This is a genomic window from Sneathiella chinensis, assembly GCF_012720115.1.
Lineage (GTDB): Bacteria > Pseudomonadota > Alphaproteobacteria > Sneathiellales > Sneathiellaceae > Sneathiella > Sneathiella chinensis.
The window spans coordinates 152957-164885 of sequence record NZ_VNWN01000004.1; the positions used below are offsets into that span (position 1 = coordinate 152957).

The window sequence follows — 11929 nt, forward strand, 5'->3', positions numbered from 1 at the left end:
GCCTTTTGACTTTCACATTTTCTTCCAAGCGCTTATCGTCGGGCGCGTTGGAACAGCCAGTACCCTACGTGGGAAAGGTGAAACATTTAATAACAATGAACCATGATTTTTGATCAATGATCCCTTAAACGTTTACATAATAGTTACATTTGAAACAAACAATTTTCGTCAATTCGGCGGGAAGTGTCAATTTTGCCATAAGGTTTAATACTGTGCCGCCCAAGAAACAGACCCACTATACATACATTTCCTTTAACAAACCTTTCGGCGTTCTCAGTCAATTTACCAGCGAGGGGGGACATCCCGCCCTTTCCGGGTTTGATTTGCCGAAGGAGGTTTACGCGGCTGGCCGCCTTGATCGGGATAGTGAGGGGCTTCTTGTCCTTTGTAATGATGGTCGCTTTATCAAGAAACTGCTTGATCCGGAATTTGCCCATCCCCGGACCTATTGGGCACAGGTAGAAGGAATCCCGGATGAAAAGGCGCTTCAGGCGTTGCGAAGCGGACCGGTTATCAAGGGATACAAGTGCAAGCCCTGCAAGGCGACCCTGCTGGCCCCGCAACCGGACGTACCGCAGAGAAATCCCCCGATCCGTGAACGAAAGGAAATCCCCACAAGCTGGCTGGAACTGACCCTGACAGAAGGCAAGAACCGGCAGGTCAGACGTATGACTGCCGCCGTGGGGTTTCCGACCTTGCGTTTGATCCGGGTGGCCATCGGCAACCTGAAACTGGGCGATCTGGAGCCGGGCTCATGGCGCGCCATCCGCCGCGAAGACATCCTGCCCTGACAGGGAGGAAGGGCCTTCGCGGCAGGCGCGTTCCAAATCGGGGACAGGATCAGTGGGCGAACAGCACGGGCGCTGTCATGTGATCCAGGATTTCCTGTGTGGCACCCCCCAGAATCATTTCCCGGATACGGCTGTGGCCATAGGCGCCCATCACCAGCATGTCGGCACTGTAATCCACAAGGGAATCCAGCATCGCATTGCCGGCACTGACATCTTTCCAGTGTCCCACCTTGCATTCCGCCTTCACGCCGTGGCGTTCCAGATGGGCAAGCATGGCCGCGTCCGGACCGCTTTGGTCCTTGGAAGGGTTGATGCTGAGCAGGGTGACCTTCTTTCCTGCTTTCAGGAAGGGCATGGCTTCATGAATGGCCCGGGATGATTCCCGTGTGTTGTTCCAGCCAACCAGAATATGGTCGCCAAAATTCTTGAAATTCCCGGCATAGGGGATCGCAAGGATCGGCCGCGCACAACTGACGACCAGATCGTTGATCAGGGTCAGATAGGGGGCGGATTCGGATTTTTGCGGATCGACCTGTCCAACCACCACAAGGTCGGCTGTCAGCGCATATTTATTCACCACATCGGGGGCATAGCCTTCCTCGATAATGACGCTGACAGGGACATTGACGCGGGCGGCCAGTTCTTCCAGCTTGGCCTTGCAGGCCAGCGCTTTCTTGTTTTCCAGTTCCAGCGTCTGTTCCGTATATTCCGGAGGGATGTAGCCCATGAAAGACGTGGGTGGTGTAATGGGTGGGATGGAATAGACACCGACCAAAGCAGCATTGTTTTGTGTGGCGATACCCAGTGCCGCCTCCACTCTGCTGTCAAGATTTTCGTCACTCGCGAGATGCAACAGGATCGTTTTTATAGACATTTTGAGCCCTCTTTTTGTGCGAATTGAACCGTTATTATTAAAAATTACACGCTGTCAGGTCCAATCTGTTTGATCTGGAACAAGTTTTTGCAAAAAACCTTATAAACTGTGAAGGATGTAAAAGCATGATGCAAGGGGATTAGGCCATTCGGGACAGGAAGGGAGCCCGGAACCGGTGCAGCCCCGGAAAATCCGATAGTTTTTGCACCGCCGTCCGGTTAAGGTGTGCCCGGACTTCAGTTTCAGGTATTTCAGGATAGACACGTCATGGACGCATTGACCGCACTGTTTACACGCAAATCCGCTGCGGCGCTGACGGAACCGGCCCCGGACGAGGGGGAACTTCGGGAAATGTTCCGGGCCGCAGTCAGGGCACCGGACCATGGGGCCATCCGTCCCTGGCGATTTATTGTGTTCAGGGGGGAGAGCCGGGCCGATCTTGGGGCCATCCTGAAAGACTGTGCCCGGAAGTCTGATCCCGCCGCGACGGAGGCGGCCCTTGAAAAGGCCGCGCTGAAACCGTTTCGCGCGCCGCTTGTCATCGCCGTGATTGCAACTGTTTGCGATCATCCGAAGGTTCCAGCCATTGAGCAGGTGATTTCCGCTGGCGCCGCCGCACAGAATATCATGCTGGCGGCCCATGCCATGGGGTTCGCCGGAATTTGGCGAACCGGTGCCCCCTGTTATGACGAAAGTGTCCGGGGTGCGCTTGGGGTCGCGGGAGAGGATCAGATCGTCGGCTTTCTGTATCTGGGGTCCGCCCGCACGGTGCCGCCCCTGCCGGACTGCGACCCGGATGCGTTTGTTGAATACTGGGAAACGGCGGGCAGGTCTTAATTTTTACACAATCCTGACGGTGAATTGCTTGCAGTGATCACTGGTGATTTGTTAGTTTAACCGAAGTTTTGAACACGGCTGTGTCGTCAAATTTGATTGGGGTAATTCTTTGCTGAAAAAAATGAAACTGCTTGCGTGCCTGTCTCTTGTGTCGCTGGCAATAGGTGCAACCGATATTAATCATGCAAACGCGCAAGGGACCCCGCCGGCCGCCAAGGTTGCCGTTGTTGATGTGATCAAGGTTCTGAACGAGTCCGAGCCGTGGAAAAAAGCCCGTGAAGAGATCAAGGCCCGGACAGACGAGGTCCAGAATGACCTGAATACCCGGGGCAAGGATATCAAGGCCCGCAGCGAGGAACTGGATCGGCAGAAGGCCATTCTGGCACCGGATGTCTTTCAGACACGACGCGGGGAACTGGCGAAGGAAATGCAGTCCTTGCAGCGGGAAGCGCAGATTTCCAACAACAAGCTGAACAATGTGTTGAACGAGATCCGGTTGCGTCTTCGCGGGGTCATTGTCCAGATCGCGGCGAAGGTTTCCACCGAACGGGGCATGAATATCGGTTTTGACCGGGCGGATGTAATCTATTTCGGGGACCAGATGGATATCACCGACGAGGTTCTGAAGCGGTTCAATGCGTCAGATACCAAGATCGAGATTACTGTCGACAAGCAGTAAACGCACAGCAAGGCGAGGGGTCAAATCCTCGCCTTTAGTTTTTCTTTCAGTTCTTCGTCACAGAAAGCCGCATCCAGTGCATTTCGGGTAATGGTCTGCAGGTCTTTCAGGTCCAGGTTCGCCGCTTTGGCCACACGGTCATATTCCTTGCCAATGCTTGTCGCGAAGAAGGGCGGGTCATCAGAATTCAGGGTGACAATGCAGCCCGCTTCCATGAAGTCCCGGAACGGGTGGGTTTGGTAATCCTGAAACAGACCGGTGGCAATATTGCTGCCGGGGCAAAGTTCCAACGGGATTTTCCGGTCCGCCAGTTCCTCAACCAGTAGCGGGTCCTCCCCCGCCCGGACGCCATGTCCGATCCGGCTGACAGGCAGGGCATCCAGTGTGGCGCGAATGCTTTCCGGTCCGCCAAATTCCCCCGCATGATTGGTTGTCTGATATCCGGCGGCATGAACCAGATCAAAGGCGGGTTTGAAATCGGTAGGCTGATACTGGGCTTCGTCGCCGCCCATTCCGAACCCGACAACATAGGGGTGCGGGTTTTCCGTAAAGGCGCGGGCAATGTTCATGGCCCTGCCCGGCCCAAGATGCCGCACACAGGTTACGATAACCCGGCCTTCAATCTGGAAATCCCGGCGGGCGTCATCAATGCCGGCAGCAATCCCGTCGAGATGATCCGTATAGCTGATCCCGGCCTCTGCCGCATGGTCGGGGGATGAAAAAGTCTCCACATAGAGGACATCCTCAAGGGCGCAGCGGCGAAGATAATCATAGGTCACCGCCCGGTAATCATCCTTTGATCGAATAGCGGCGGCGGCCTTGTCATAGCAGGACAGGAAGTCCCAGAAATCCGTCCAGGCGAATTCCCCGTCGGACTTGAAGGTGGACGGGTCCAGGTTGGCTCCGTTGCCTGCGGCCAGCTTTTTCACAAGGGCCGGGGTTGCCGTCCCTTCCAGATGGACATGAAGTTCGGCTTTTTTGACCATGATTATTCCACGAACGAGGTGCCTTGCCGCAAAGCAGGCAGGCCCAGATGGCTGGCAATGGATTGTCCGATATCGGCAAAGGTGTCCCGCTCGCCGATGAAACCGGACGGGTGGGTGCGGGAAAACCCGACAATGGGAACGACTTCCCGTGTGTGGTCGGTTCCGGTCCATGTGGGATCGCAGCCATGATCCGCGGTCATCAACAGTAGGTCGTCTTCCTGCAGGCGGTCCAGAAGTTCGGGCAGGCGGGCGTCGAATTCCTCCAGTGCCTGGGCATACCCGGCCACATTCCGCCGGTGGCCGTAGGACTGGTCAAAATCAACAAAGTTGGTAAAGACGAGCGAGCCGGGGGTCGCCCGGTCAAAGGCTGCCAGCGTGGCATCGAACAGGGCCATGTTGCCCGCGGCCTTGACCACTTCCCCTGTGCCCTGATGGGCGAAGATATCACCAATCTTGCCAACGGAAATGACCTGACGGCCAGCCCCTGTCATTACGTCAAGAAGGGTTGGTTCTGGCGGGGGGACGGCAAGGTCCTTGCGGTTGGGGGTTCGCTCGAAGGTGCCGGGCTCCCCGATGAAGGGGCGGGCGATGACCCGGCCGATATCCAGCACATCGACAAGCTTGCGGGCCTCTGCGCAGAGGTCATAAAGACGTTGGAGCCCGAAGGTTTCCTCATGGGCCGCGATCTGCAGCACACTATCCGCGGAGGTGTAGAGGATGGGCCGACCGGTCTCCATATGCTCCTGTCCGAACCGTTCGATAATCTCGGTCCCGGAGGCATGGCAATTCCCAAGGAAGCCGGGAAGGTTGCAGACCTGTTTCAGGGTCTCGGTCAGGGCGCGGGGGAAGCAGGGGACTGTTTTCGGGAAATATCCCCAATCAAACAGGACCGGAACCCCGGCCATTTCCCAATGCCCCGATGGGGTGTCCTTGCCTTTGCTGAGTTCCTGTGCGTATCCGTAAATTCCGGTGGGCGTTACCCCGTTGCTGACAGGACCGCCGGTCTTGGCACGGTGGGCGGCATGAAGACCCAGTCGTTCCAGATTGGGCAATTCAAGCGGGCCGGTGCGGTGTTCATTGTCCGCCTTGCCGGCGCGGGCGGCCTCCATGATATGGCCGAAGGTATCCGCGCCCTGATCACCGAACTGGTCCGCGTCCCGTGCGGCCCCTAGTCCAAAGCTGTCCAGAACCAAAAGGATCGCTCTGCTCATATATCCTCCTTTGTCAGTCGGTCGCGAATGACAGATGTTTGTTTTGGCGCCTCGTCCACAAGTGTGATGGCCGCCAGAATACGGCGCTCGGCCGCATCGGCCTGATTTTCGGTGCGGGCAATGATGGTTGCAACCGGTTGCCGGGGACCCGTCTTGAAGCCGATCCCTTTCAGGTTGGTCAGGCCCACGCCATAGTCAATGCTGTCGCTGGCCTTGTGGCGTCCTCCGCCAAGGTCCATGACGGCAACGCCCATCTCGCGGGTGTCGATCTTGCCGATATATCCCCGGCGAGGGGCAAACACATCCCGCCGGATCGGGGCCAGTGGCAGATGGGCGTCCGGATTGGTCATCAGGTCGCGGGGCCCGCCCAGTGCGGCCACCATCTGGGCAAATTTCTCGGCGGCGGTTCCGCTGGCAAGGGCCCCCTTGATGGCAAGGGGCGCTGTCGTCCGGTCCATGATCCCCGACAGCACCAGCATTTCCGAACACAGCCCGACCACGACTTCCAGCAGGCGAGGGTCCACATTACGGCCCATCAGGAAGTCAATGCTTTCGCGGACCTCAATGGCGTTGCCGGCGGTATGGCCGAGAACCTCGTCCATGTCGGTCAGCAAGGCTGTGGTTGGCATCCCGGCCCCATTGGCAACCGTGACGATACTTCTGGCCAGTTCCTCGGCATCGGCATAATCCGGCTTGAACGCGCCGGAGCCGAATTTCACATCCATCACAAGGGCATCCAACCCGGCGGCCAGTTTCTTGGAAAGAATGGACGCGGTGATCAGGGCGATGCTTTCGACCGTGGCCGTGACATCCCGGGTGGCATAAAAACGCCGGTCCGCCGGGGCAAGATCGGATGTTTGCCCGATAATGGCGCAGCCCACATGCTTGACCACGCGGGTCAGAAGGTCCGGGTCCGGGGCGGTGTTGTATCCGGGCACGCTGTCCAGCTTGTCCAGCGTGCCGCCCGTATGCCCCAGCCCACGGCCGGAGATCATGGGAACCGCCCCGCCGCAGGCCGCCACAACAGGGGCAAGGATCAGGCTGACCTTGTCACCCACACCGCCGGTGGAGTGTTTATCGACCACCGGGCGTCCAAGATCCGCGTGGGACCAGTCCATCACATCACCTGAATGCACCATGGCGCGGGTCAGCCAGATCCGTTCGTCCATGGACATGTCCCGAAAGAAGACCGCCATGGCAAAGGCGGCAATCTGTCCTTCGGAAATGCTGTCATCCGTGATGCCGCGGACCATGAACTGTATTTCCTGTTCCGTCAGTGGCTGTCCATCCCGCTTTTTGCGGATGATCTCCTGAGGAAAATAGGTGTCTTTCATGGCAGAATTCACTCCCCGTAGGGTATCCAGATATTCTTGACCTGTGTGGCGTGGCGAAGATAGTCCCGTCCTTCGCCCTGTTCCGGGTCAAACCAGTTTCTTTGCCTGCCGTGACAGGTCCAGATACGTTTCATGTTGCCGGTGGAAGCGGCTTCCGCAGTGGCCGCGCCCTCCTTTTCTGGGCCGAAATACCAGACGGATTTGACATCATCATGACTGGCCAGCGTTTTCGACAGGTCATCCCGTTTACCGGTGATAATGTTGAAAACCCCGGCGGGGACGTCGGATGTTTCCAGAACCTGATAGAAATCGGTTGCCGTCAACGGGTGCCGTTCCGAAGGCACAAGAACAATGCGGTTCCCCATGGCAATCGCGGGGGCGGCCAGCGATATCATGGACAGCAGCGGGTTTTCATCGGGGCAGATAATCCCGATGGTCCCGATGGCTTCCTTCATGGCAAGCGTGACGCCCCGAAGCGGCGGGGTATGGATGCTGCCTTCATATTTATCCGCCCAAGCGCCGTAGCTGAACAGCCGGGACAGGGTGGCGTCAACCTCTTGCCGGGCCTGTTCAGGGGAGACCCCGGTTGTTTCTGTCAGACGGCGGGCGAATTCATCCCGCCGTGTTTCCAGATTTTCTGCCAGATAATACAGCACCTGTGCCCGGTTATGGGCCGATGTGCCGGTCCAGCCGGTGGCCTTGCGGGCGGCCTCGACCGCATTGCGGATATCCTTGCGGCTGCCCCAGCCCACCTCGGCGATCTTGTCGCCGCTGGCGGACAGGACGGGCAGGCTGTACCCATTGTCCGGGCGGGCCTGTTTTCCGCCCACATAAAGCTTGGCGGTGCGGTCCAGCGAGGCCAGCGGGGACGCGGTGGTCGCCCCGCTCTGTTCGGCGGTAGCGGTGGTCTGATAGGCGGGCAGGGTGTTTTCGAAGCGGGGCTTCAAAACCTCCATCATGCCTTCAAGGCCACCCTCGCGGCTAAAGCCGGATTCCCGGTTTCCGCCAAATCCGCAGGCCGCATCAAACTGGTTGGTGGAGTTGATCCAGACAACACCGCAGTCCAGCTTCGGCGCCACATCAAGGGCAAGGTTGATATTCTCGCTCCAGATCGAGGCGGCAAGACCATACCGGGTATTGTTGGCGATCTTGATGGCCTCGTCCGGGGTGCGGAATGTCATGACCACGACCACGGGACCAAAGATTTCTTCCTGTGCGATGGTGGCGGCGGGGGCCACATTGGTGAACAGGGTCGGGGGATAAAAACATCCTTCCTTGGGCACTGCCCAGCCGGGTTGCCACAATTCGGCCCCTTCGGCCTGACCTTTTTCAACAAGGGTCTGGATGGTTTGCAATTGGACGGGCGCGACGATCGCCCCCATATCAATACACTTGTCCAGCGGATCCCCAAGGCGCAGGGTTTCCATACGGGCCTTCAGCTTGGCGATTATTCGGTCGCTAATCCCTTCCTGCACCAGCAGGCGGGACCCGGCGCAGCAGACCTGCCCCTGATTGAACCAGATGGCGTCAACAACCCCTTCAACGGCACTGTCCATATCCGCATCGTCAAACACGATGAACGGCGATTTTCCGCCAAGCTCCAGCGTCAGGTGCTTGCCGGAGCCAGCGGTTGCCGCGCGAATTCGGCGTCCCACCTCGGTCGAGCCTGTAAAGGCGATCTTGTCCACATCCTTGTGGCCGACGATCAATTCACCCGTGGCGCCGTCACCGGTAACGATATTCACCACCCCGTCCGGCAGTCCGGCATCCTTGCAGATTTCCGCAAAGCAGAGGGCCGTTAGCGAGGTAAATTCGGCTGGCTTCAGAACGACCGTGTTGCCCGCCGCGATGGCCGGGGCAATTTTCCACGCCAGCATCAACAGGGGGAAATTCCACGGGATGATCTGTCCGATGACCCCCATGGGGCTGTATCCGGCCAGTTCGCTACCCTGCAACTGTGCCCAGCCGGCATGATGATAGAAATGCCGGGCAACCAGCGGAATATCGATATCCCGTGTTTCCCGAACGGGTTTGCCGTTATCAAGGCTTTCCAGTACGGCAAGCAGGCGGGCGTTGCGCTGGATGGCACGTGCGAGGGAATAAAGGTGGCGCGCCCGGCCATGTCCGCCAAGGGTCGCCCAGTCGCCCTGCGCCTTGCGGGCGGCGGCAACGGCGGCATCCACATCCGATGCGTCGGCTGCCGCGATTTCGGCAAGGGCTTCGCTGGTCGCGGGATTGGTGCTGGTGAACCATTGGCCGGATGCAGGCGGGGTCCAGCCGCCGTCCACAAACAGTCCGAACCGGCCCTTGTGGCTGGCAATCCAGTCAAGGGCGATTTCCCTGCTTTCAGGGGCGGGGCCATAGTCCATGCTGTCAAAAATCTCTGAAATGCTCATTGCCAGTCCTTACGCCATCGGGTGACGGAAATCCGCGGAGTAGCGGCCGGTTACATAATGTTCAAGTTGCCGCTCGATATCACCGAGCAGGCTGGAAGCGCCAATGCGGAACAGATCCGGTTGCAGCCAGTCCAGCCCCAGTTCTTCTTTCATCATGATCTGATAGTTCAGAACATCCTTTGCGGTACTGATCCCGCCCGCGGGCTTGTACCCGATCTTGCAACCGGTCCTGTCCTGATAGTCCCGAATGGCGCGGATCATGACCAGACTGACCGGCAGGGTTGCGTTCACGCTTTCCTTGCCGGTGGAGGTCTTGATGAAATCGGCCCCGGCCATCATGGCGATGATGCTGGCCTTGGCCACATTCCGCAAGGTGACCAGATCACCGGTGCCCAGAATTGCCTTCATATGGGCATCGCCGCAGGCCTCCCGAAAGGCCTTCACTTCGTCATAGAGGGCTTTCCAGTTGCCGGTCAGCACATGCCCGCGGGTAATGACAATATCAATTTCCGTGGCTCCGGCGGCAACGGAGGCTTCAATCTCGCGAAGGCGCAGGTCCAGCGGGGTCAGGCCGGCTGGAAAACCGGTGGAGACAGCGGCAACGGGAATACCGCTGCCAGCAAGGGCCTCGACCGCGGTTTCCACCATGGTGTGATAGACGCAGACGGCGCCGGTGGTCAGGCCCCGCTCGCTCATGCCAAGGGCCTCCAGAATGTCGGGACGCACGGGCTGGCGGGCCTTGGCGCAAAGACGTTTTACCCGCCCCGCGGTGTCATCTCCGCTCAAGGTGGTCAGGTCGATGCAGGAAATGGCTTTTAGAAGCCACGCCGCCTGATACTCCTTCTTGACGGTTCTTCTGCCGCCAAGGGTGGACGCCCGGCGCTCCACGGCGCTCAGGTTCACGTGAATATCCTCGACCGCGTCAAGGCTGAACGGCATACCGGGGTTGCGGTCCTCCCCGTGCCCCGGCGTCTTGAATTTACTGACCGTTGCCATCGGCCCCCTCCTTCAAATGTGCTTTCAGCAATTCGCGTTTCAGGGTTTCGAGAAAAATGATCACCAGTTTTTCCAGATCCTCTGCGGCCAGCTTGGCGCAATCAAGGGTTTGCTGGTGGCTGAGCTCCGTTTTGCTGAGACCGGCAACCAGATTGGTGATGTTGGAGATGGCGGCGACCCGAAGGCCGCAGTGGCGGGCCACCAGAACCTCGGGCGTGGTGGACATGCCGACGGCATCCGCCCCAAGAACGCGGAAGGCCCGGATTTCCGCCGGGGTTTCAAAATTCGGCCCCAGATAATGCAGATACACCCCTTCGGACAGCGGAATGTCCAACTCCTCGGCGATGGCCTTGAAATGGGCCCGCAAGGTGGGGTCATAGGCGTCGGTCATGGGGAAAAAGCGGGGCCCGAACCGGTCGTCATTCTCGCCAACCAGTGGATTGCGGCCCGTCAGGTTGATATGGTCGCTGATCAGCATCAGGCTGCCCGGACCGGCGCTTTCATGAAAACTGCCCGCGGCGTTGGTGACCAGCAAAATGTCAATGCCCAGCAGCTTCATGGTGCGGACCGGAACGGCAAGGTCTTCCGGGTTGCCCCCTTCATAAAGGTGAATACGCCCCTTCATGCAGACCACGGGCATACCCCCAAGGCGGCCCAGAATGAGCTGCCCGTCATGGCCTTCAACGGTTGATCTTGGAAAATCGGGAATATCGTCGAAACCGATGGTTACGACCGCGTCGATTTTCTCGGCCAACCCGCCAAGGCCCGAGCCCAGTATGATGCCGACACGAGGGGTGAAACCCGGTGCGGTGTTCTTGATGAACTCCGCAGCCTTATATGGATCCAAAGCCATTATCTTTCCTTGATGTAAGGCACGCCAATCGATTTTGGCGGATTTGCCTTGCCGACGAAACCGGCAAGCAGGAGAACGGTAAGAATATAGGGGAGTGCCTGAATGAATTGTACCGGAATTACACCAACAATGGGCAATTCAACCCCTTGCAGGCGCGCCTGAACGGCATCGGTGAAGGCAAAGAGCAGGCAGGCAAACAGGGTCGGAACAGGCTTCCATTTTCCGAAGATCAAGGCGGCAAGGGCAAGATATCCCTTACCCGCCGTCATTTCCCGAATGAATCCGGCCCCATGCGCCGTGGAAAGATAGGATCCGGCAAAGCCACACAGAATGCCAGTTACCGCAAGGGCCTTGTAGCGCATGAGTTCAACCGAGATACCGGCGGTATCGACCGCATGGGGGTTTTCCCCGACAGCCCGAACCCGCAACCCGAAACGGGTCTTATACAGGATATAGGCGACCAGCGGCACAGAGGCCGCCGCACAATAAACCAGAATATTATGGCCCGAGATCAGTTCGGCATAGGTATAGCCGATGACGGGAATTTCCCGCACCGCATCGGCAAAGGGCAGGGTGATGGGCTGGAAACGGGCGTCTCCGCTCAAGGAAGGGGTTTGGCCGCCCTGATGAAACCACGCGATCGCCAGTGTGGGCGTCAGGCCGGAAACCATGATGTTGATGGCCATGCCGGACACCACCTGATTACCCTTGTGAGTGACACAGGCATAGGCATGGAGGGAGGAGAGCGCAAGGGAGGTAACAACCCCGGCACACAGGCCAAGCCATGCGGACCCCGCCGCCGAGGAGGCCGCCGCAGCGGCAAAGGCCGCCCCCAGCATTTTCCCTTCCAGCCCGATGTCGACCACGCCGGACCGCTCCGAAAACATGCCCGCCATGGCCGCAAGGACAAGGGGCGTTGCCACACGGAAAGTGGCATCCAGCAGAAGGATAATGATCTGGAAAAGTTCCATC

The 11929-nt window shown here is 58.5% G+C and carries 11 protein-coding genes; 3 read left to right on the forward strand and 8 right to left on the reverse strand.

What is annotated here, in order from left to right; translation table 11 throughout:
* Nucleotides 1-212 precede the first annotated feature (212 nt).
* Nucleotides 213-791, forward strand: coding sequence for a pseudouridine synthase (locus tag FQB27_RS07300; RefSeq protein ID WP_169560251.1), 579 nt, complete (start codon nt 213-215; stop codon nt 789-791).
* A 49-nt stretch (nt 792-840) separates the two neighbouring features.
* On the opposite strand, the gene FQB27_RS07305 is transcribed toward FQB27_RS07300, so the two are convergent.
* Nucleotides 841-1665 carry a universal stress protein gene (locus FQB27_RS07305; RefSeq protein WP_169560252.1) on the reverse strand — a complete coding sequence of 275 codons (825 nt, stop codon included), beginning with the start codon at nt 1663-1665 and terminating at the stop codon, nt 841-843.
* A 267-nt stretch (nt 1666-1932) separates the two neighbouring features.
* On the opposite strand from FQB27_RS07305, the gene FQB27_RS07310 reads away from it, so the two are divergent.
* A complete protein-coding gene (locus FQB27_RS07310) occupies nt 1933-2502 on the forward strand; it encodes an NAD(P)H nitroreductase (protein ID WP_169560253.1) in 570 nt (189 codons plus the stop codon).
* Between the two features lie 121 nt (nt 2503-2623).
* Nucleotides 2624-3181 (forward strand): OmpH/Skp family outer membrane protein, encoded by a 558-nt coding sequence (locus tag FQB27_RS07315; protein WP_169560254.1) that lies wholly within the window; start codon nt 2624-2626, stop codon nt 3179-3181.
* Between the two features lie 20 nt (nt 3182-3201).
* Here FQB27_RS07315 and add read toward each other — a convergent pair whose 3' ends face one another.
* From add to FQB27_RS07350, 7 genes are read right to left on the reverse strand one after another with little or no spacing between them, the layout of a single operon-like run.
* On the reverse strand, nt 3202-4167 hold the full coding sequence (add, locus tag FQB27_RS07320; RefSeq protein ID WP_169560255.1) for an adenosine deaminase: 966 nt from the start codon (nt 4165-4167) through the stop codon (nt 3202-3204).
* 2 nt (nt 4168-4169) lie between these two features.
* Nucleotides 4170-5378 carry a phosphopentomutase gene (locus FQB27_RS07325; protein WP_169560256.1) on the reverse strand — a complete coding sequence of 403 codons (1209 nt, stop codon included), beginning with the start codon at nt 5376-5378 and terminating at the stop codon, nt 4170-4172.
* Nucleotides 5375-6712 (reverse strand): thymidine phosphorylase, encoded by a 1338-nt coding sequence (deoA, locus tag FQB27_RS07330; RefSeq protein ID WP_169560257.1) that lies wholly within the window; start codon nt 6710-6712, stop codon nt 5375-5377. The genes FQB27_RS07325 and deoA overlap by 4 nt, the downstream gene beginning before the upstream one ends.
* An 8-nt stretch (nt 6713-6720) precedes the next feature.
* Nucleotides 6721-9108: an aldehyde dehydrogenase family protein gene (locus FQB27_RS07335; protein ID WP_169560258.1), complete on the reverse strand. Its 2388-nt coding sequence runs from the start codon at nt 9106-9108 to the stop codon at nt 6721-6723.
* Nucleotides 9109-9117: 9 nt separating this feature from the next.
* Complete coding sequence (gene deoC / locus FQB27_RS07340; protein WP_169560259.1) at nt 9118-10104, reverse strand: deoxyribose-phosphate aldolase; 987 nt, start codon at nt 10102-10104, stop codon at nt 9118-9120.
* On the reverse strand, nt 10088-10957 hold the full coding sequence (locus tag FQB27_RS07345) for a purine-nucleoside phosphorylase (protein ID WP_169560260.1): 870 nt from the start codon (nt 10955-10957) through the stop codon (nt 10088-10090). Before FQB27_RS07345 ends, deoC begins: the two co-directional genes overlap by 17 nt.
* Nucleotides 10957-11928 (reverse strand): ABC transporter permease, encoded by a 972-nt coding sequence (locus FQB27_RS07350; protein WP_169560261.1) that lies wholly within the window; start codon nt 11926-11928, stop codon nt 10957-10959. Before FQB27_RS07350 ends, FQB27_RS07345 begins: the two co-directional genes overlap by 1 nt.
* Between the last annotated feature and the right edge of the window lies 1 nt (nt 11929).